The sequence below is a fragment of the Vogesella facilis genome (assembly GCF_042648525.1).
Classification (GTDB): domain Bacteria; phylum Pseudomonadota; class Gammaproteobacteria; order Burkholderiales; family Chromobacteriaceae; genus Vogesella; species Vogesella facilis.
On sequence record NZ_JBHRXN010000007.1, the window covers coordinates 1 to 20,082 of the forward strand.

Genomic DNA, 20,082 nt, shown 5'->3' on the forward strand with positions numbered 1-20,082 from the left:
ACACCGACCAGGACGGCAAGACCGCCACCAAAGGCGAGGGATTGGCTCAAGCCGGCCAGCAGCCGCTGCTGATCCTGTCCGCGCCAGCTGGATTAGTCGCATCGACCGACAACGCCTTAACGTTGGCCGCAGGCACGAATATCGACCAGGTGGCGCAGCGCGACCTCAACCAGACCAGCGGCCGACGCTGGCTGCACAACGTCGGTCAGCACATCAGCCTATTCGTGGCCGGGGTGAAAGACCGGGTCACGCTGAAACTGATCGCCGCCAAGGGCAAGGTGCAGCTGCAAGCGCAGAGCGACGCCATGGAACTGACGGCGGATAAGGACGTCACCATTACCTCCTGCAAAGGCAAGGTGGTGATCAGCGCCAAACAGGACATCCTGCTCACCAGCGGCGGCGGCTACATCAAGCTCTCCGGCGGCAACATCGACATCCACTGCCCCGGCACGGTAAGCGTGAAGGGGGCGGAGCATGCGTTGAGCGGACCGGCAAGTATGAAAATAGCCCCACCCACCCTCCCTGTAGGACAAACACAATTACATATCAAACGTGAATACCACGACGAAGAACCCCTGCCAGGAGCGGCATACACGGCCACCTTTGCGGATGGCAGTGTCCGTAAGGGAGTGCTCGATGCTGACGGACAAGCGCATCTGAATGAAGTGCCCCCAGGCGCAGCTCGGGTGGTATTTGGACCTGATCCAAGATCATACAAACGTAAGGATCAACAACCTAATCCTGAGTACAAATCCAAGCTATCTGAAGGCGACATCCAAAAACTGATCGCCAAGCATGGAGGAGCCTGAGATGGCAGAAATAAGCTTGGCCGAAATTAAGAGCATCGCAGCAGAAACCAGCGACTGGATTTGGGGCACGGCGCAAGGCGCTTTCAACGAACGGCAAACAACATCACAAATCATCGTGGATGCCGTAATTGGCATGATCCCTTTAGTTGGTGACGCCACCGCCGTACGGGACTTAATCGCAGTAACCATCCGTTTGTGCAACGAACCGCAACGCCGAGAACAAGTCTTCGAATGGGTATTGCTAGTAATCCTGCTCTTTGCCCTGATCCCTGTAGCAGGTGGAGTGATCAAGGGCGTTGGCCGTCTGGCTTTGAAAGTGGGGAAAAATGCAGCCGAAAATAGCAAGGTACTTACAGAGACTATTCAGTTTCTAAACCGTATGGGCCGTGGCAACGCCGTAAAATGGCTGAAACAACTGGACGTACTCAAATATCAGAATGAGCTGATCGGCAAATTCACCGATTTCTGCACCAGCATCGCCGACACGATAAGCGAAGTGCTCAAATCACGGATTGGACAATTGTTGTCAGGCGATATGCGCACCAAGCTGCAGCGTGTGCAAACGGGGCTACTGACGCTTCGTGACCTTGGCGGAAAGATGATCCCGCAGGCACTCAAGGAATTGAATGCCAAACTAAAGGTGCTGCAAGAGCTGGTGTATCAGGGAGAGGTTCATACCCTGGCTACTGGCCAAAAAAACTTAACCCGCGAAGCCGAAGCCCTGATGTTACGCAATGAAGTACGAGCCGCCATCAAGGCGGGTAAGTGGCCGCAGAATTTGCTGTCGGGGAAGTTGACCGATCCCGACGTGCAAAAGCAGCTTGCCGACTGGTTCGACCGAAGCAAGATTGCCGAAGGCTGGCCGGATTTGTTGCGTAAACAGGTTGAATTACCCGGTCACGGGAAAACCAAGTACTACAACTCGCTGTGCACCTTCAGCGGCAAGATTGCTGCCTGGGGGCCAGAGCAGTTTGCCGGCCAGACCATTTACCGCGCCTTTGGTCCCGGCGGCAAGCTGGCCGGGCCATCCAATGCCGGGGGCTACTTCTGGGGTGCCGGCGCCATCCCGCAGAATGCCAAGGCGTGGCGCGAGATGGCGGCGGTGCTGGACGAGTGGAACGCCAACGGCCTGATTGTCCTCGTCACCTTTCCGCCGCTGGCCCGCATCCAGCATGAGCCGGAACTGATGCAGGCGCTCAAGGGCTGGCACGGCAGCATCGCCGAACAGTTTGGCGACAAGATCAAGAACCAGTTTCTGGCAGGAGGCGGCAAGCAGGTCGGCATGAACGACCTGCCTGCCACGCTGGCGACAAAAATCACCGAGCTGGGCGAGGCCGCCAAGGCCGGCAAGCTGGGCAGTGGTGAGGTGATGGGCGTCAGGATCGAGGTCAGGAAAACCAGCTGGACCGAGGTCGAGGGCAAGTACGGCTACGCCGAAGGTGGCGAAGACCTGTCGCGCCACGCCATTACCCGCCAGCTGGAAACCGACGAAATCAAATCCAAGGTCAGCAATAGCGCCCCCGTTGCGGCCGCCCGCGCCGGCAATCAGGGCAAACAGAAGGAAACCGCAAGATGAATCTGCAACACAACCGCCGCCGCCTGTTCTGGCTGCTGCAGAAATGGTCCAGCTACACCGTGTGGGCGCACTACGCCAAGCAGTTCGACGTCTTCGTCAAGGCCTACGAAGAGGCATTGGCCACCTGGCCGGACGGTGAACGCCCGCCCGAATACAATGTGCGCTTTGCCTACCTGGCGCAGGATCTGTACCCGAAAGGTCTGGCCGCTCTGGCAAAAGGCGACCGCTCGGTATGGCGCGAACGCGAGGACGGCTATCTGGGGGAGGCAGAGGGGGCCTCTTTTAGGGCAATGGAAGGTGTTACCTCCGCTGAAATCAACAAATACGACGGTGGCGAACGTGGCGTACCACTCTATACGGTGTGGACTAAGCGGCTGGAACAGCTGCGCCTGCTGAAGGAGGCGGCGATACTGCAAGGCGCCGAATTCGTTTATGAGTCCCGCCCAACCTATGCCAATTGGCATCCTGTCGCATATCGAAATTCTGAATGTCTTCCTGAAAGCTATTTTCAGGGGATGATTCAAGAGGTTGGCCCCTGGCCCGAACCCACGCCCGAGCCCCCCCCTTCCACCAATATTCTCGTTGAAAGCGGCGAATGCATCCCCAACGATGGCATCTGGGAACTAGTACTGCCACATCGCGCGCCAGGCGAGACCGACTGTCTCAACTATTTCGTCAAAGGCGCGGTCGCACCGTGGATCAAAGATTTTGAGAAGTTCAGCCAGGACCCCAATCCCGGCAAGCAGTATGTGTTGCCCGCCACCTGGCGCCTGGTGTGGGAGGACACCCGCTACCTCGATGGCGTGATTCCGGACGAATCTTTCTACTTCAACCCCGTCATCACGCCGCAAGAGCCTGTTGCAGCGCAAGGCATGGCGCCTCCCATACCATCATCCGGCCGTTGCGAAGCGGGTCACCCCTGCCCGCAGGCCGGCACCTGGTGGACGCCGGCCAAACCCGACGGCCGTCGTGCCTTTGCCCAGGGCGAACGAATGCCGGATTTCCCGGACAGCAGCTACGGCGCCACCATCTGGTACCGCGAGGCGGAGTAAAGGTTGGCCGCAATGCCTCTCTCCCTGTTTGCGAGCGTCGCCGCCTTTTGCCAGAAACTGCGTCGTGTGCAGCGACTGTCTGCGGCACCGCCGCACCTGCAATCAGGGCAAACAGAAGGAAACCGCAAGATGAATCTGCAACACAACCGCCGCCGCCTGTTCTGGTTGCTGCAAAAATGGTCCAGCTACACCGTGTGGGCGCACTACGCCAGACAGTTTGATATGTTTGTTGGACTGCCCCGGCTCCTGTAGGCAATCCTGCCCAAACTCACTCTTTGAAATACTCCCAGTGCCGGCCTTTGTTCAACCAAACCAGCGCACCATTCACATACTGCATCCGCACATTGAACGGCTGAGTGGTGTCCTGCTTGCCTGGCTCGGCTTCAAAAACAAAATCACGCACATCTGCGGTACGCTCACTAGGCGGCACTTCGTAAACGTAGGCCCGTCCGCGCTGGATGCTTGGGTGACGCAGCACAATCTGACATAGCCGACCACTGATTTGCCCTTGCCATACCCCTGAGCTGGTTTTCCCTCCAGCCCGTTGTGGTGCCTGACAGCCAAACCCAGTTACCGTCACCCCGTCAATCGGGCGCTTGCGATAGCGCACCTGTACCCGGAGCTGACTGGCCAACACAGTGCTGTCCACACTAGAGGTTTTCCCCCGTTGGTAAGGCTGCCAATCTGGCGACTCAGCGCTGTCTGGTGACTGGAATTGCACTTCACCGCCCTGCAAGCGCCATTGCCCACTGGCGGCCTGATCTAGCGCACCATATGCCAGCATGAATGAAAAGCTGGCGTCAGCATTCAAGCGCAGCTGTGAGCCCACTTCTGTCACACCGCGCAGATAGTAATTCCCGGCCAGTTTGCGCATGGCGGCCCACTCGGCCGCCGTTAGTGTGGCCGTTGCGGCTTTTTGCCGTGTAGTCACCGGCACAGCAACGCCAATGCCTTTCAGAGCGGAAACAACATCTTGTCGACCGGCGGCAAACGCTGATGCCATTAGCGCCTGCCCTGCCTGCGGGGTAGGCCGTGCTACTTTCGCCAGCGCGGCCAAACGCTTGGTCAGACGTTCACCACTCCACCCCGCCTCGTATCCTTCAGGCTCCGACAACAAGGCATCGATTAAGCGCTCGCTACTAGGCTGCTTGGAGCAGCCAGGGCCTGACGCCTTGCCAAACCCACGCTGCAATAGCTTGCCCCAATAGCTATCAGTACTATCCAATGCAATAGCAATAAGATCCCACTTGTCTGCAAAGCATAGCGGCGCCAGATCCGCCTCCTGCAGACCCAGGCGAGCCAGCATAGCGTCACTTCTGGAGGCAAACGCCAACTCATGCAGCGCATCCAGCGGCTTTCCCTGTACCGCGGACTCAAGCCGCCCGCCCTTGGCAAGCAACAGATCCAGCGCAGCGACATCACCACGGAGAACCGCCCAGGCAACGGCACTCATACCTCTCTGATCGGGCAAGTTCGGGTTCGCCCCGGCCTCAAGCAGGCGCAGAATCAGGTCATTTTGCCCCAGCGCCTCAACCAGTACCGGACGATACGTCCCCTCTACTTCATGCACGCGCAAACCATGATCGAGCAAAACCTGCACGAGGTTAGGATCTTCGGAGCGCATGATCGCTACGATGCTGTTTCCGTTCACTGGAGGCAAAGGCAATCCAGCAGCGAGCAGCACACGTACCAGCCCACCTTGCGGCTCACGTGGCCCGTCGAGAACAGCTGACAAAGGGGAGCTTGCCGGCTCGGCGAGTAGCGCTTTCTGCTCGGGCGTCAACGCAGCCAACATTAGCTCGAGCATGCTCTGCCGGATTTCATCTTGTCGCTCTGCCTCTTCCTCCGTAGGCACGTGCGGGCGCCACAAGGGCTTGACGATTTCAAACAGCGGAGACTTTTCCAGCTCACTGCCTAGTGGGTTCGCTCCCAAGTGCAGCAAGCGCCGAACCATCGCGATATTGCCATCCTGAACAGCCTGCACCAGTGGCGTTCTACTGTTGTCAGGCGCACCATCGACGGGAGCCCCCATGCGCACGGCTCGCGTTACCCACTCCTCGGCGCCAGTATGGACAAGATGGTGCAGCAGCGTCTGGCCAGCCTGTGGCGGCGAAGGGTCACCATTACCGAAGCTGTCCCATTTACGGGACGACAATTCATTGGTCTGGAGCCAAGGCGTATCCTGGGTAATCAACTGAGACAGGATTTCGTCCCTGCTCGCACCAGGCGCACCAAATCTTGTGTACGGATATAAGGCCCAGCTGGCGGCACCCGACCAAAGATCGTAAGGTTCGTTCTTCCAGCCTCCCGCGATCCGGCGCGAGATGTTGATCATCCTAGGCATATTCTGCTTAAGCCAGCGTACCCCTCCCAAATTGCCTGTGCGCGCAGCTTTCACCAGTGCCGAGTCCGACCCTTCCTCGGTAGCCGGGCGGGTACCAAGCACCAACAACTGCTGCATAACCTCCTCGCCGCGTGTCATTGCAGCTACCGCTGGCCACAGTCGGTAATCCGCCTCGATGCGCTTTTTCTCCAGGCGACCAGTATCAAGCTCGGTGAACGGGCGCTGCGCTCCCGCTTTGAGCAACATGCCAATCATCACACTGCGATTTTCCGGCGTGACAAACGTTGGCCAAAAATTTCCCTGCCGGGAAAACTCAGGATCAAGGGCAACTTCAAGCGCCGCCTGCCCGCTGGCCCCAGCCTGATTGACATCGGCACCGTGGGACAGCAACAGGCCCACCATCTCTGGTGATCCCCAGACAATGGCCGCATGCAGAGGCAACCGACGCGCCTGGTAGGTGGTATCCCGCACGCTGACACCATGTTGTAGTGCCAGCGCCAGCATCCGTGTCTTGGCAGGCAACATGGCGGCGTGCATGGCCACTATTTCCTGTGTTCTCGCTTTCGGTAAATCCCACCAGTCATACCAGTGCTCATTGGGGTGAAACAGTTTGGCTGCAGGCGACAGCAGTACATCCAGCAAGGGTTTCCCGTTGACCGCATACAGAGCGATATCCGGAACCCGGCTAATCAACTCGGTAAAGCGCACCTCATCTCCATCTGCAGCCGCTTGAAATAGGGCTCGGACATCGTCTGTCGGCGCTCGCGTGTACTCACGATAGAGTTCCGTGCAATTACATGCAGTCGCTGTAGTCGGTGATGTAGGAGATGAAACCGCAGGAGACACCCCCAAAAAAGCAAAGAAAATTAGCATCACCGCACTACTAGGGATCATAGGAAAGCGGTAGGGCATCTGCGCCCCTCCGGAAATAAAAATTTTTCTCATGAAAGCCTTCTTGTCTTGACAATCAATATAGAAAATTGCCTTGAAAACATATGAAACATCTACTATTAAAACTTCATTTTAAATTCACAAAATTATAAAAATGACAACAAACACAAAGTCAGCCACCCTAGCTTTAACACCTTATTCAATAAAAAAATTACCTAACCACCCAGCACCATGAAACGATCACTCAATACAAAAAACAAAACAATATAAAAATACAAATATTGCAAAACCAGTTATTTGTATTTTTGGCTTACCCTACGCTCATCATATTCAGCACTCTGAGCAGGAATAACAGGGCAAAACAGAAAATTCAGGGCAATTGAGAAGTGCAATGTAATGTGCAAAAGCATCTGAAAAATAACGGATTATTAGCAATCACTACGGCCAACCATCAAGCTTGGGGTCGACCCGGCTGCACCCCTCAGCGCTCATCATTGCTTCACGTCCAGCAACTCCTGCAGCTGGCGCAGGGTGGAATCGTCCTTCACCACGTGCTGCAGCCATTCCTCCAGGCTCATTTCCGCCCAGCGCGCGGCACGCTCCGCCAGCAGCGATACCGGGCTGTGCGGCTCGTTGTGGCGGAAGTAGCGCGCCACCTCGGTGAGCATCTGTACCGCCTGCTGGCGGTTGGCGATGCTGCCGTTGAACACCACGGCCGGGGCGGCCACGGGGGCGGGGCTGGGAGCGGGCTGATTCACGGGCTTCTCCTCGGTTACGGTAGTGGCAGGCGGCGTACTGCCGGCCGGGCCGCCGCCCAGTTGCTGACGGTAGCGCAGTACCAGATCCTGGCAGGCATAGATGGCATTGCGCAGTTCGGCCAGGCTGGGGGCCTGCTCGCCAAAACGCTGCACGATGGCCTCATCCAGCGCCTCGTAGGCTTGCAGCACCGCCACCAGTTGTTCCATGCATTGCTGGAACCAGGCGGCGCCCGACTGCTGTGCGGCCTTGTCGAAGATGTCACCAGCCAGCTTGCCTTCGGCAATGGCTGCCTCGCGCGCGTCCGGGTTCTTCAGCCCCAGGTTCTCCACTTCGCGCGACTGCTGCCACTGCAGCCAGCTGTAGCCGCCGAACTCCGGCCGCGTCAGCGGCAGTTCGCGTATCGCCTGCCCCAGCTGCAGATTGAGCCATTCCAGCTTGCCCAGCCGCTCGTCCAGGTCGTGCGGGTCCAGCTCCGGGTAGCCGCTGTCCCAGTACTGCTGCAGCCAGCCACCCAGCGCCGCCAGTGCCAGCTGCAGGCCGGCCAGGCCCCCTATTTTTACCTGCGCCTCGGCGTACCACACCAGCAGCTGCAGATCCTTGCTGTGTTCGATCAGCGCCTGTTCGCTCAGCCTGACCACCCTGGGCCATTCGGCCAGTTTCAGTGTCTGCTCCCAGTCGCCCTGCGCCAGCGACGGGTCGTCGCTGCGGCGCGCCTCGCGGATCTGGTCGAACAGCGCCGAATAGCTCATGTCCTCGCCAGCCGCCTGCGGCCCCGCGATCGGGGCCAGAAGTTGTTCCAGTGTCATTTTTTCTACCTAGTATTGTTGCGGTGGCGGGCTAGCCCTTGCCCACTTCCGGCATGGTGGAAATCAGCGCGGCACCGCAGCTGACCTTGTGCCCCTCCAGCGCCACCGGCTTGCCGCCTACCAGCCAGCTGCCGTCGCCTTCGACGATGGTGCAGTTGACGTGGCCCTGCTGCGGGCAGGTCACCTTGTCGCCCAGCAGCGCTACCTGCTTGCCGAACAGCGTGGTGGTGGATGCGGCGCTGACCACCTGGCCGCCGTGGCTGGTGGGGTCGCCCAGTCGAATCACTCGTTTCATATGGTGCTCCTTCAGGCCGGCCGCGCCAGGGACAGCGCGGCGTGATCTTGCTGGAACTGCGCCAGTACCGCCGGCGCGGCCAGCCGGGCACAGTGGGTAACCGTCAGCGCGGTAAGCAACGCCGGCGCGGCGGCGCCGACATGGCCCCACTCGCGTACCAGGTTGCTGGCCTCGTCCACCGGGTCCAGCCCGATCTGGTGGCGGGTGAGGTTGCTGCCGATGGCCGCCATGCGCACGCCGCCCGCGTCGACGTCGCCGCCGTTGTGCACCAGCCAGGCCACGCTGTCGGCCTGGTTGCGCTGCGGGTCGGCGTCTTCGGCGCTGAACGGGTAGTCCAGCAGCGCGGCGTTCACCAGCGCGTTGTCCAGCAGCGGCTGCAGCTGGCGGGTGAGTTGCAGCGTGCCCGGGCGGCCCAGCGTGCCCTGCCCGGACTGCGCCAGGCAGGCCAGCAGCGGCAATGCGGCCAACCCTTGCTGCGCACCGGCCGGCACCCGGCCCCAGCCGGCATTGACGCTGGCCGGGTCGCGTTCCCAGTACGGCTGATAAGGATCGGCGGCGGCCTGGGCATCGCTGGCCGGCGCGGCAAGGCCGGCGCGCAGGAACAGCAGCAGCACTACCGCCGCCCCCGGGCGGCCCTGTTCGCGCCATTGCTGGCGGGTGGCGTCGTCGGCTTCGTCGTCCGGGCTCCATGCCGCGCGCGGCGCATCCAGCGCCAGCAGCACCGCGCCCGGCAGCTCCGGATCCTGTGCCAGGAACTGCTGTACACGGTCGGCCACCGTGCCGCTGCCGGGCAGGAAGCGGCAGTCGCTGGCCGGTTGCGGCGCATCGCCCTGCTGCTGTTGCCAGGCTTGCTGCTGCCATTGCTTGATGCGGCCAACCTGCTCCATGCCGCCGGTACCCGGCAGCACTTCCAGCAACAGCGGCAGCGCGGCGGCCCCCGGCAGTTCCTCGTACAGCGCCGCCAATCCCTCCTCCGCCACCTGCTGCAGACTATCCAGCGGCGAACCGGCCTCCAGTTCATCTTCAGTCAGTGCTTGCCAGGCGCAGGCCTCCGGCAGCTCGTCCAGCCAGGCCGGCTCGTCGCGCTGCGGCAGCGCCTGCACCCACAGCCAGCGGCAGTGCAGCACCTGCTGCCGTTCACGCAGCTCGCTGTGGTGGCGCTCGCGCGCTTCGTCGCGGCGGGTCTGCTGCTCGGCAGCTTCGGCATCGGCCTGCGCCTGGGCGGCGGCCTGTTCCCGCCGCGCCTGGCGCTGGCGCCACAGTTGCACCAGCGCGGTGAGCAACAGCGGCGGCAGCAGGTGCAGCAGCAGCATCACGGTGGGGCTGAGCTGTTGCCAGTGCACCGGGATCAGCAGCCACAACGCCGCCCACCACAGCGTGGTGGACAGGCCCAGCAGGGCCAGCAGTTTCAACATGGTGCCCGCCCCCTTAGCTCACGCGCACCTTGAGTGCCTCGCCCTTCAGCGCCACGGCAATCTTCTTCACTGGCTTGCCGCTGGCCATGCGTGCCAGCAGGTCGCTGGAGATCTGCGCCAGCAGGGTGCGGGTGAGGATGGCGTCGGCATTGCGCGCGCCGCTGTCCACGTCCAGGCAGCGCGCGGCCATGGCGGCGGCCAGCTCGTCCGGAAACTCCACCTGCGCGCCGTGATTGCTGGCAATGCGCTGGCGGATGCGCTCCAGCTTCAGCTGCACAATGGCATGCAGCACGTCGTCGCTGATCGGGAAATAGGGCACGATGCTCAGGCGGCCAAGGAAGGCCGGCTTGAACACCTGCTGCAGGGTTGGCCGCAACACTTCCACCAGGTCTTCCGCATCGGGGTCGCGGGTTTCGCCTTCCACCGTCACGCCATGCTCGCAGGCGCGCATCACCAGCTCGGTGCCGGCGTTGGAGGTGAGCAGGATGATGGTGTTCTTGAAGTCCACCTCGCGGCCTTCGCTGTCCTCCAACACACCCTTGTCGAATACCTGGAAGAACAGCTCCAGCACGTCCGGATGCGCTTTTTCCACTTCGTCCAGCAGCACCACGGAGTAAGGCTTGCGCCGCACCGCCTCGGTCAGCACGCCGCCCTCGCCGTAGCCGACATAGCCCGGCGGCGAGCCTTTCAGGCCGGAGACGCTGTGCGCTTCCTGGTATTCCGACATATTGATGGTGACCAGATTGCGCTCGCCGCCATACAGCGCCTCGGCCAGCGCCAGCGCGGTTTCGGTCTTGCCCACGCCGGACGGCCCCACCAGCAGGAACACGCCCTTGGGTTTGCCCGGGTCTTCCAGCCCGGCCTTGGCAATCTGCACCCGCTCGGCAATCTGCCGCAGCGCGTGATCCTGGCCGATCACCCGTTCGCCCAGCAGGCGCGCCAGCTGCTGCACCTGCGCCAGCTCGTTGCTGACCATGCGCCCCAGCGGAATGCCGGTCCAGCCGGAAATCACGTCGGCGATCACGCTTTCGTCCACGCACTCGAACGCCAGCGGCTGTGTCTGCTGCAGATCGCGCAGCGCGCGGCGCTTGCTCTGCAGCGGGCCGGGCTTGCGGCCCTTGCCGGCGCGGCTTTCGGCCGGCTGCTGGCGGGTGGCGTCGATCTCGGCCACCAGCTGCTGCTGCGCCTGCCAGGCGGTATTCAGCTGCGCCAGGTCGTCCTGCAGCTGCACGCGGCGGGTTTCCAGCTCGCCGATGCGCTCGGCGTGGCCTTCCTCGCGCTGCAGCGCGGCGATCTCGCGCTCCACGTTGGCGATCAGCACCGCCACGTCTTCGATCGGCCCCGGCTTGCCGGCGCGCGACAACGCCACGCGGGCGCAGGCGGTGTCCAGCACGCTGATGGCCTTGTCCGGCAGCTGGCGGCCGGTGATGTAGCGGCTGGACAGGTGCACCGCCGCCGCCACCGCTTCTTCCAGTATCTCCACCTGGTGATGCTCGGCCATGGCCTGCGCCAGGCCGCGCACCATCTGCACCGCGATCTCCGGTGCCGGCTCCTCCACCTTCACCACCTGGAAGCGGCGCGCCAGCGCGGCGTCCTTCTCGAAGTACTTCTTGTACTCCGCCCAGGTGGTGGCGGCGATGGTGCGCAGCTCGCCGCGCGCCAGTGCCGGCTTGAGCAGGTTGGCCGCATCGTTCTGCCCCGCCGCGCCGCCGGCGCCGATCAGGGTGTGCGCCTCGTCGATGAACAGGATGATGGGCACCGGGCAGGCCTTCACCTCGTCGATGACCTGGCGCAGGCGGTTCTCGAACTCGCCCTTGACGCTGGCGCCGGCCTGCAGCAGGCCCAGATCCAGCGTGCGCAGCGTGACGCCGGCAAGCACCGGCGGCACCTCGCCATGCACGATCTTGCGCGCCAGCCCTTCCACCACCGCGGTCTTGCCCACGCCGGGCTCGCCGGTGAGGATGGGGTTGTTCTGCCGGCGGCGCATCAGGATGTCTATCATCTGGCGGATTTCGACATCACGGCCCAGCACCGGGTCGATCTTGCCGGCGCGCGCCTGGGCGGTGAGGTCGATGGTGTATTTGTCCAGCGCGGCGCCGCCGCGCGCCGCCCGGGGCGCCTCGGCGGGTGCGGAGTTGGCCGCAGCCGCTGCGGTGGCACCTTCGCCGCCGTGCTGGCGCAGCGCGGCATAGGCCGGCAGCAAGCGGCCGGCATCCAGCTGCAGCAGCGCCGGGCAACCGCTCTGCACCGCCGGGCGCAGGCTGTCGTCACGCAGCAGCGCCAGCAGCAGGTCCAGGGTGGAAACGCTGTCCTGGCCGAACTCCGCGCTGGCCAGCAGCCAGGCTTTTTCCAGCCATTTGGGCAGCCAGGCGGACAGCACCGGGTTGCGGCTGTTGCCACTGCGGAAGCCATCCAGCTCCCGCTCCAGCCCCTGCTGCAGCGTGGGCAGGTCGGCGCCAGCGGCCAGCAGCGCGGCGATGGCGGCGTTGTCGCTCTGGTCCAGCATGGTCAGCAGCACATGCTCAATTTCGATGTCGAAATGGGTGCGCGCCAGCGCCCGGCTGGCCGCCTGCTCCACGCAGTGGCGCGCCGGCGGAGTCAGGCGCTCGATCAGGGATTTCAAAGGTACCGACATAATGAGTCCATCCGGGTAAGGAAAAAGGAAGCGCTGCTAATGCAGCAATGCGTAGCGCACATCGTCCGGGTCCTGCTGCTGCGGCCCCAGCCAGCTGCTGGCGCCCAGCCGTAGTGGCTGCTCAGTGTCCAGCCGCGCCGGCGGCACATCGCGTTTGTCCAGCTCCAGGCACACGTCCACCGCCAGCTGGTGGCCTACCGCGTACTGCAGCAGCGCCTGCAGCGCCTGTGCGCCGCTGCCACCCGGCAGCAAGGCATCGAACTGCGCGCGGCGCAGGCCGCACAGCTTCAGCTGCAACCGGGTCTGGCGATCCCACTGCCGGTCGCCGGCAAACAGCGACAGCCCCAGCTCGCTGTTGTTGCCGCCCAACTGGCTCTGCTCCGCCAGCGGCACCGCCAGCCACTGGCCGGCGAACTGCAATAGCTGCGCGCGCACGCCGAACAGGCCGGACACCAGGGTCTGCAGCGTCAGCGCCGACAGTGGTTTCTGACTCAGCAGGCCGGAGAAATAGATGAACAGCCGCTCGTCCAGCAGGCCGTCCTGCGCCGCCTGGCCGCGCAGCCGCCCCAGGCCCAGCCCGGCCAGGTCGAGCAGGTTGCGGCCAAAGCCGTCCTGCTCACCGGCCTCCTCGGCCAGCCAGAAGCGGTACTTGCGCCAGGCCTGGTAGAACAGCGCCACCGCACGGTGGCTGAACAGGTCCAGGAAGGCATGCAGAGTGTCATCGCGGTATTGCTGCCGCCGCTCCAGCAACAGTTCGGTGTAGGCGGTGGGCAGCGCGCCGCTGGGGCCGGTGAGGCCCATGAAGCTCACCGTCATCTCGGCCGGCGCAGCGCCCTCCTCCGCCTGCGGGCGGTACTGCACCAGCTCGCTGGCGGGAAACGACAGGCTGGCCAGGGTGCGAAAACGCAGCTGCGGCGGCAGGGTGCGGCGTGCGCGGCGCGTACCTTCGCACAGGCCGAGGATGCGCACCGCCTGGAAGAAGCTGAACTGGCTGGCGTCCTGCGCCAGCGCCTGGCGCAAATCGCGCGACTGGCGGCGCGGCAGCGGCAGTGCGGCCAACGTGGCAAGGTGCTCAGACATGGGCGTTCTTCCTCCTGCGCCGCAGCAGCGGCGGCAACAACAGGGCGCCGCAGGCCAGGGCCGCCAGGCCGGCAAAGTTCACCAGCCGCGGCAGCATGCCGACGGCGGCAGCCATGCCGTAGCGGCCGTACAGCAGCACCACCAGCGGCAGGCCGACGTACAACAGTGGCGCGGCAAGGCGCGCGCGGCCGGCGGGGGCATCCGCGGTATGCAGGAAAAACCAGAGCTGGATCAGGCATGGCGCCAGCAGAATCAGGGCTTGCATGGCGGCTCCTCAGATCACCAGCGCTTCGCCGGCGCGGGCCGGCCAAACCGCCACTGCCTCGTCGCGCTGCACGGTATGCACCCGCAGGCGGGTAAAGCTGTTGGGCGCGCAGTACAGCGCAAAGAAGCGTTCCAGCACCGAGGCGAACAGGTAGACGCTGCCCCCCACGTAGTAGTCGGCGTCCAGCGTCAGCGTGATTTCGGTACCGCGCACGAAGCCGGCGAAGTGCCGGCCGTTGACGCGCTGCACCGCCGGCTGGCTGCCGATGCCGACAATGCCCTGGATCTGCCGCACGTTGGCAGCAGCGTCGCCCAGGTTGTACAGGGTGAGCATCTCCTGCAGCGCCTCGCGGCCGGCATCGACGATGGACATGTAGTTGAGCGACAGATGCGAGATCAGCCGCCACTGCAGCGCCCGCCCCAGCGGGCTGCGCTGGCTGGCGCCGGGCTTGCGTAGCAGGCGCACGCGCTTCACCACCGAGTGCCCCGGCAGTTGCAGATCGGTGCGCTGGCTGGCCTGGCTGCCGCCAAACGGAATCTGCTCCGGCAGGTCGCGGTTGCTGCACAGCAGCTCCAGGCTCAGCACCTCGCCCGCCGGGCGCACCGCGTCGAACTGCAGATCCACCAGATGCAGCGCCATGTCGGTGCCGCGGTCACCCTGGCGCACCGAAGGCTCGCGCGTGGCATGCCAGTAGAAGCGCGGCGCCTCGCCGCTGCCGTGGCGGGTGGCGTAGAACGGCGGCACTTCCTCGCTGCTGTCGCCGTCACCGGATTTTTCCACCCGCACCACGCGGCGGATCTTCACCACCTCGTAGGCCTGCTGCTTGCGCGCGTCGGTCAGCACCGGATAGCTGCTTTTCTGGTGCGTGACGCGAATCGGCTCGCCCGGCTGGGTGAACAGGTTGATCAGCGGCGTGCAGCCCAGCTTGAGGTAGGCCGGCTGCAGCTGGCTTTGCAGCCGGTGATGGCGCTCGCTGTCCGGGTAATCGCGCAACTGGATGCGCAGCAGCAGTGTGTCGCCCTGCAGCCGTGCCGCCAGCGGCGCCAGGTTCAGCAGGTCGATGAACAGGAATTTGTCCGGGTAGCTGAAGTACTCCGACAGCAGCCGGTAGCCCAGGAAAGAGCGCTCGTCGTACTCCAGCATGCCCTCGTCGGTGCCGAAGCCCACCGCCTGCAGGCTATCTGCGGCCAACATGCGCGTGCGCGCCGGGTCTTCGCTGCCATCGCCTGCCTGCACCCGCAGCACGTCGGATAGCAGCAGTTCGTACAGCAGGTGCATCAGCGCCGGCTCGCCATCTAGGAAAAAGCGCAGCGACTGCAGATCGATGCTGTTCAGCGCCACCCCGCCCTGGGTCTGCAGCTTCAGCGTAAGCACCGCCGCTGCATCCGGCGCCAGGCCGCGCAGGTAGGGCGAGCCGCTGGTCAGCTCCAGCCGAGCCTCCTGCAGCTGCAGCGGGTACAGGTCCACCGGGTAGACGCTGCGGAACTTGCAGTTCACCCCCTGGATGGCCGGCGCCAGCACCTGCTGCCCGCGCTCGATGCGGTAGCGCTTGCCGATCTCCGGCCGCTGCGCATCGCACTCGAACTGCACCACGGTGGCCGCCGGCATCGGCTGCAGGTAGTGCGGGTACATCACGTCCAAGAAGCTGGTGGCCACCTCGGGGTAGTCGTCATCCAGCTTCTTGTGCACCCGCGCCGTCAAAAAGGCAAACGCCTCGATCAGCCGCTCGGTATGCGGGTCTTCACACTGGTCGCCTTCCAGCTGCAAGCGGCCGGCGATCTTGGGATAACGGCGGGCGAACTCGCCCGACAGCTCGCGCAGATGGCCGAGCTCGCGTTCGTAATAGGGGAGGAGGGATTCGAGCATGTCTGGTATTCCGGGTTACAGGATCACCCGCCAGCGCAGGTAGCCCCAGCTGCTGTAGGATTCGTGGCCACCTGAAACCGTTTTGACACTCTGGCCAGACTTCAGTCTGGCCAGCTCTGCACTATGTTTGGCCTCGGCCGCCTCGATTTTTTTTAGCCTTGTCTGATTCGGAGACTGGGTTTTCAGGTTTTTCATGTATGCCAAATGGTTTTCCAGCAGTTTGATCGCCCGCTGCTGATTGGATGGCACCGCCCCCCTGTTCAGTGCGTCGTCATCGCGCTGCAGCGCCGTCCAGGGCGTAAACCCCGCCCGGGAGTCATGCACCAGCGATTCGAAGAACTGTTTTTCGGCAGCGGCAACCGGGCGAGCCGCGTCCCATTCCTTCTGCACACCAACGGCCCATTCCTTGTATTTGTCCGACTTCACCCAGTCATCCGCCTCGTCCTGGATGTCTTTGAGCTCCAGCCGGATTTCCTCATCCGCCACACGGATGTCGTTGATTTCCTGCTTCTGCTTGTAGACAGAGCTGCCCGACTGGCTCAGGCCCGGCAACTGGTGCACCTTGCCCAGCATCGACTTGCGCCAGCGCAGATAAAAACCCCATTGCTCATGCATGATGACCTTCAGCGGCCTGGGCGGCTGGGTCTCGGTCAACCACATGACCTTGTCCGGCTTGCCTTCACCCTGGCTAGTGGCTTTGATGTAGGCGTTGAAGGCGGCAATGGTTTGTCCGGAAATAACGAAGTTCTTTTTCAACAAATCACGCATTTCATCAGCCGGAATCAACGGCACCCCGGCAATCAGCGCCTCGCGGTACATCTGCGTCAGCGGAATTTGCGACAGCTTCATGGCGTCCCCCACTGCGCCAGTACCGATCGAGCGCCCCTGCTCACCCGGCACGTAGCCACCACCGACATCCGAATGCGCCCCCGGGTAGACCACCTCCTTCATGAAGCCGCTGCTGCCCGAGCCGCTAAGCGGAAAGGAGCCGCGCACCTCGTGCGCCGCCACCAAGTGCACACAACGGCGCACCCCCTGTACCAGCAGATTCGGTTTGTCGGCCCAGGCTATCTCGCCATCGCCCAGCGGCGTGGAATTGGGCAGCCCCACCGAGGCCACGGTATCGAAAATGCCGAGAAAATCGATTTCCAGCCGCAGGCCGCCAATCTTGCCGTTGTAAGTTTTCTGGACCCGGTTGCAGAACGCCCGCGCCAGTGCCGCGCCGCGCGAAAAGCCGAACACCGACAGCCGTACCGAGCGGATACCGGGCTTCAGCTTGAGACGAGGGGCAATTTTCTCCGCCAGCTGGCTGCTGCGCCGCTCGATCAGCGAGCCGCGAACCAGATCTCCCTCTTCCATGATGTTGATCAGGTCCTTCTCGCCCAGTACAGACGTCAGCGTCTTGCCACCCAACAGCGCCGCATGCACATGGTTAGCCAGCTGCAACAGGGCCCAATCCAGGCGGTCGTCTCCATACAGGGCAAAACCGCCACCGAAGCCCGGCGACTCGTCACCCAGTTCCGGAAATGGCGTTCCCAGCCCGGGTACATAGAACTTGCGGTAATACGGGCGTTCCTCCGCAGGCAGGGCCCTGGGCCAGACCGGAGGCAGATCCGGCGCCTTCGCCCCGCCCCCTTTGCCCAGGCTCGGCGTTTCGGCGAACGCCGCCCCCGCATACGCCTCGTACAGTCGCGCCACATTGCTGTGCTTGAAATACGCCGTATCGCGGTACTTGTTGTTGCCGGTGCCATCAAAGAACACGCCGATGAAAATGTCCTGCTGACAGGTAAGCGACTCGCGAGGGGAGGGACGACGCTCATTACGGCGAGCAACCAACACTTCCTCATCCTCAAGTTTTAACGGAGAAGAGCGGCAATATTCAGCAAAGCGTGCAGTCATTCTTTTTACTCGTCCTTAAAGTCGATATCGCACATACGCTTATCCAATTGCCATTCACTCAAACACTCTTGCCGGATTTTTTCGCATCCCGCTTTTGTCCAGCCTCCACCGCCATTTGCCCTCTTCTGCTCAGGAGTAACAACCTTGTCAGGCTGACATGCAGCCCTGTACTCAGCAGCCCATCTTTCATCCGACCCAATCGCATACTTCGGCTGCAGCTTGCGACACTCCTTCTCTCCCAGCTGCTGCACACACGCCGGCCACGCCGGCAGCTTGATTCGCCCCGCCCAGCCCGGATTGCCCGGCTCCACGTCGGACACCCGAGCCTCCACCTCCTGATTCGGGTAGAACAGCACGTACACGTCCCCGGGCTGCTCGTAGCGAGGCAGCTCCACCACGCGACTGAATTTCTCGGGCTTGGTCAGCTCTTTGTTGCCCTCCTCCCACTCCACCCGCAGCTTGATGCCCGGTTGCCACGTCGCCGGCAGGCTCACGCAACAGCCCTTGCCCCCCGGTCCTTCCAGCGCACTAACGATCGCTCCACCTACCGGCTCGTTGTTACGCACGTCGTACAGCGTGTACTGCACATCCCAGTCATGCATGTAATTGACCGCATCCACCGATACCGCTACGCCCCCTTTTTCGCCTGCCGCCTTCCTGCCTGCGTCTCCCACCACCACCGGATCGCACGCCGCTAGTAGCCACATCAGGCTCAGCCCCAACAGTCCCTGCATCCATTGCTTCATTTCGAATACTCCCTTGCGGCCAACCTTGGCCGCGATCCCCGCGATCCGTACCATCCCAACAGCCATGCCGAAAACCACGCCCGTGCCTGTCGCATTCCAGCGGCACTTTCTTCAATCGACCCAATCGCATACTTCGGCTGCAGCTTGCGACATTCCTTCTCCCCCACGCGCCCTTTTTCGCCCGCCTTCTTTTTCGCCGACTCGCCAACCACCATCGGGTCGCACGCCGTCAGCAGCCACAGCCACAAGCCAGTCAGCCACAGTTTCACGGTAACCCCCTTGCCACTCCCCGGCCCGGAGTCGCCTCAGCTATCACGGCAGTAGCACAATTGTTCGTCTTCATCCTGCAGGCCCAGTTGTTTTGCTTCAGCGAGCTTGCTGTGTATTGCCGTATAAACACTCGCCGGGGAGGCAGTCGGCATACGCATGGCAAACTCGTCAAATAGGAATTCGGGCAAGCTCGCGTCCAGCATGGCACTCCATTGCGACGGGGTCAGACTGAGCTTGCCCTTACCAATACGCAGCGAGCTCTCGCCGGTAATTTGCTGCAGGCCGGAGAGCGCATCGAAGTACAGCACTTGGGAAAACGGCGCCAGCCACTCTGCCCTCTGCTCGTCGTCCAGGTGATGCAGCAGGCTGCCAAGGGTGCGGGTATCGGCATAACGCAGCATCATGACATTGTCGTCCGGCTGTAGTCGGACATCAGAGTAGCGTTCGAAATGCTCGGTCAACGCCGGCGCGGACAGGTTGCTTGCCCAGAAACTGAGCATGGGCATGCCATTACATGTTTTCAGTAGAAGCGCCAGCTGTGTTTCCAATGCTGGCGATGGCTGAGGCAAAGGCAGCAGCAGTGGCGAGGCCTGTTCTTCGCCACCGCTCAGCGACTGGTACAGATTGACCCACTCCGCTGTCTTGCCGCGCAGTTTTCGCCCCAGCTTTGGCACGAACAGATGGTCTATCAGTGCATACCACTGCACGCCTTCCGTGCTGGAAAGACACTGCCTCAACGCAGGCAACACCGTGTGATCATGAGGATTCAGACGAGGCGTGATCATGATTTGGCTGCAAACGGGCTACCTGCCTGCATGGCTTTCAGCAGACAAGGCACACATACCGTGTTGGGAAACTGCAGCGAAGGCGGCTGCATGCTTGCCGGCCCGCTCCAGTCGTGGCTACCGCCCTTGAAGCTCACCTTGCCTGGCGCGTGCAGTTCAATTTTGCCGTCCTTGATGCGGATGTAGGCGCCGCCGCTGGTCAGCAGCACCTCTTTCTTTCCGTTGAACAGCTGGCTGGCGCTCAGGCTGCTGATGGTTACATCCTTATCCGCCGTTAGCTCCATGGCATCGCTCTGCGCCTGCACTTGCACCTTGCCCTTGGCGGCGATCAGCTTGAGGCTCACGGCGTCCTTCACCCCGGCCACAAACAGGCTGATGTGCTGGCCGACGTTGTGCAGCCAGCGCCGCCCTGAGGTCTGGTTGAGGTCGCGCTGCGCCACCTGGTCGATATTGCTACCTGCGGCCAACGTCAGGGCGTTGTCAGTCGTCGCAGCCAGGCCGGCCGGGGCGGACAGGATCAGCAGCGGCTGCTGGCCGGCTTGAGCCAATCCCTCGCCTTTGGTGGCGGTCTTGCCGTCCTGGTCGGTGT

Annotated in this window: 17 protein-coding genes; 4 read left to right on the forward strand and 13 right to left on the reverse strand. The window is 62.7% G+C overall.

The window, feature by feature from the left end; translation table 11 throughout:
* The 4 genes from ACFOLG_RS02720 to ACFOLG_RS02735 all read left to right on the forward strand — a co-directional run.
* The coding region (locus ACFOLG_RS02720; RefSeq protein WP_386088107.1) for a DUF2345 domain-containing protein at nucleotides 1-809 on the forward strand (809 nt) is incomplete at its 5' end.
* Nucleotide 810: 1 nt separating this feature from the next.
* Complete coding sequence (locus tag ACFOLG_RS02725; RefSeq protein ID WP_386088109.1) at nucleotides 811-2,385, forward strand: hypothetical protein; 1,575 nt, start codon at nucleotides 811-813, stop codon at nucleotides 2,383-2,385.
* Nucleotides 2,382-3,437, forward strand: coding sequence for an Imm72 family immunity protein (locus ACFOLG_RS02730; RefSeq protein ID WP_386088111.1), 1,056 nt, complete (start codon nucleotides 2,382-2,384; stop codon nucleotides 3,435-3,437). Before ACFOLG_RS02725 ends, ACFOLG_RS02730 begins: the two co-directional genes overlap by 4 nt.
* Before the next feature lie 12 nt (nucleotides 3,438-3,449).
* A complete protein-coding gene (locus tag ACFOLG_RS02735; RefSeq protein ID WP_386088113.1) occupies nucleotides 3,450-3,689 on the forward strand; it encodes a hypothetical protein in 240 nt (79 codons plus the stop codon).
* 16 nt (nucleotides 3,690-3,705) lie between these two features.
* Here the strand turns inward: ACFOLG_RS02735 and ACFOLG_RS02740 are convergent, their stop codons facing one another.
* From ACFOLG_RS02740 to ACFOLG_RS02800, 13 genes are all read right to left on the reverse strand, one after another.
* Nucleotides 3,706-6,726 carry an ankyrin repeat domain-containing protein gene (locus ACFOLG_RS02740; protein ID WP_386088115.1) on the reverse strand — a complete coding sequence of 1,007 codons (3,021 nt, stop codon included), beginning with the start codon at nucleotides 6,724-6,726 and terminating at the stop codon, nucleotides 3,706-3,708.
* 437 nt (nucleotides 6,727-7,163) lie between these two features.
* Nucleotides 7,164-8,237, reverse strand: a complete 1,074-nt coding sequence (gene tssA / locus ACFOLG_RS02745) for a type VI secretion system protein TssA (RefSeq protein WP_386088117.1) — start codon at nucleotides 8,235-8,237, stop codon at nucleotides 7,164-7,166.
* Between the two features lie 31 nt (nucleotides 8,238-8,268).
* Nucleotides 8,269-8,532 (reverse strand): PAAR domain-containing protein, encoded by a 264-nt coding sequence (locus ACFOLG_RS02750; RefSeq protein WP_386088119.1) that lies wholly within the window; start codon nucleotides 8,530-8,532, stop codon nucleotides 8,269-8,271.
* Nucleotides 8,533-8,543: 11 nt separating this feature from the next.
* Nucleotides 8,544-9,947 (reverse strand): hypothetical protein, encoded by a 1,404-nt coding sequence (locus ACFOLG_RS02755; protein ID WP_386088121.1) that lies wholly within the window; start codon nucleotides 9,945-9,947, stop codon nucleotides 8,544-8,546.
* Between the two features lie 13 nt (nucleotides 9,948-9,960).
* Nucleotides 9,961-12,582, reverse strand: coding sequence for a type VI secretion system ATPase TssH (gene tssH, locus ACFOLG_RS02760; RefSeq protein ID WP_386088123.1), 2,622 nt, complete (start codon nucleotides 12,580-12,582; stop codon nucleotides 9,961-9,963).
* Between the two features lie 36 nt (nucleotides 12,583-12,618).
* A complete protein-coding gene (gene tssG, locus ACFOLG_RS02765) occupies nucleotides 12,619-13,662 on the reverse strand; it encodes a type VI secretion system baseplate subunit TssG (RefSeq protein WP_386088125.1) in 1,044 nt (347 codons plus the stop codon).
* Nucleotides 13,655-13,927, reverse strand: coding sequence for a hypothetical protein (locus ACFOLG_RS02770; RefSeq protein ID WP_386088127.1), 273 nt, complete (start codon nucleotides 13,925-13,927; stop codon nucleotides 13,655-13,657). The genes tssG and ACFOLG_RS02770 overlap by 8 nt, the downstream gene beginning before the upstream one ends.
* A gap of 9 nt (nucleotides 13,928-13,936) precedes the next feature.
* The gene (gene tssF / locus ACFOLG_RS02775; RefSeq protein WP_386088129.1) at nucleotides 13,937-15,793 is read right to left on the reverse strand and encodes a type VI secretion system baseplate subunit TssF; all 1,857 of its coding nucleotides are present in this window, start codon (nucleotides 15,791-15,793) and stop codon (nucleotides 13,937-13,939) included.
* Nucleotides 15,794-15,808: 15 nt separating this feature from the next.
* Nucleotides 15,809-17,692 carry a T6SS phospholipase effector Tle1-like catalytic domain-containing protein gene (locus ACFOLG_RS02780; RefSeq protein ID WP_386088131.1) on the reverse strand — a complete coding sequence of 628 codons (1,884 nt, stop codon included), beginning with the start codon at nucleotides 17,690-17,692 and terminating at the stop codon, nucleotides 15,809-15,811.
* A gap of 5 nt (nucleotides 17,693-17,697) precedes the next feature.
* Nucleotides 17,698-18,438: a DUF3304 domain-containing protein gene (locus tag ACFOLG_RS02785; protein ID WP_386088133.1), complete on the reverse strand. Its 741-nt coding sequence runs from the start codon at nucleotides 18,436-18,438 to the stop codon at nucleotides 17,698-17,700.
* Entirely contained in the window at nucleotides 18,435-18,707 is a 273-nt protein-coding gene (locus ACFOLG_RS02790; protein WP_386088135.1) for a hypothetical protein, read from the reverse strand. Before ACFOLG_RS02790 ends, ACFOLG_RS02785 begins: the two co-directional genes overlap by 4 nt.
* A 36-nt stretch (nucleotides 18,708-18,743) precedes the next feature.
* Complete coding sequence (locus ACFOLG_RS02795; RefSeq protein ID WP_386088137.1) at nucleotides 18,744-19,493, reverse strand: DUF4123 domain-containing protein; 750 nt, start codon at nucleotides 19,491-19,493, stop codon at nucleotides 18,744-18,746.
* Nucleotides 19,490-20,082 (reverse strand): DUF2345 domain-containing protein (locus tag ACFOLG_RS02800; RefSeq protein WP_386088139.1); only part of this gene is annotated, 593 nt, incomplete at its 5' end. The genes ACFOLG_RS02795 and ACFOLG_RS02800, both read right to left, overlap by 4 nt.

What these genes read in the sequence shown, in the direction of transcription:
- ACFOLG_RS02725 (WP_386088109.1), top strand. Translation starts at nt 811, where the DNA reads ATGGCAGAAATAAGCTTGGCCGAAATTAAGAGCATCGCAGCAGAAACC.
- ACFOLG_RS02730 (WP_386088111.1), top strand. Translation starts at nt 2,382, where the DNA reads ATGAATCTGCAACACAACCGCCGCCGCCTGTTCTGGCTGCTGCAGAAA.
- ACFOLG_RS02735 (WP_386088113.1), top strand. Translation starts at nt 3,450, where the DNA reads ATGCCTCTCTCCCTGTTTGCGAGCGTCGCCGCCTTTTGCCAGAAACTG.
- ACFOLG_RS02740 (WP_386088115.1), bottom strand. Translation starts at nt 6,726, where the DNA reads ATGAGAAAAATTTTTATTTCCGGAGGGGCGCAGATGCCCTACCGCTTT.
- tssA (WP_386088117.1), bottom strand. Translation starts at nt 8,237, where the DNA reads ATGACACTGGAACAACTTCTGGCCCCGATCGCGGGGCCGCAGGCGGCT.
- ACFOLG_RS02750 (WP_386088119.1), bottom strand. Translation starts at nt 8,532, where the DNA reads ATGAAACGAGTGATTCGACTGGGCGACCCCACCAGCCACGGCGGCCAG.
- ACFOLG_RS02755 (WP_386088121.1), bottom strand. Translation starts at nt 9,947, where the DNA reads ATGTTGAAACTGCTGGCCCTGCTGGGCCTGTCCACCACGCTGTGGTGG.
- tssH (WP_386088123.1), bottom strand. Translation starts at nt 12,582, where the DNA reads ATGTCGGTACCTTTGAAATCCCTGATCGAGCGCCTGACTCCGCCGGCG.
- tssG (WP_386088125.1), bottom strand. Translation starts at nt 13,662, where the DNA reads ATGTCTGAGCACCTTGCCACGTTGGCCGCACTGCCGCTGCCGCGCCGC.
- ACFOLG_RS02770 (WP_386088127.1), bottom strand. Translation starts at nt 13,927, where the DNA reads ATGCAAGCCCTGATTCTGCTGGCGCCATGCCTGATCCAGCTCTGGTTT.
- tssF (WP_386088129.1), bottom strand. Translation starts at nt 15,793, where the DNA reads ATGCTCGAATCCCTCCTCCCCTATTACGAACGCGAGCTCGGCCATCTG.
- ACFOLG_RS02780 (WP_386088131.1), bottom strand. Translation starts at nt 17,692, where the DNA reads ATGACTGCACGCTTTGCTGAATATTGCCGCTCTTCTCCGTTAAAACTT.
- ACFOLG_RS02785 (WP_386088133.1), bottom strand. Translation starts at nt 18,438, where the DNA reads ATGAAGCAATGGATGCAGGGACTGTTGGGGCTGAGCCTGATGTGGCTA.
- ACFOLG_RS02795 (WP_386088137.1), bottom strand. Translation starts at nt 19,493, where the DNA reads ATGATCACGCCTCGTCTGAATCCTCATGATCACACGGTGTTGCCTGCG.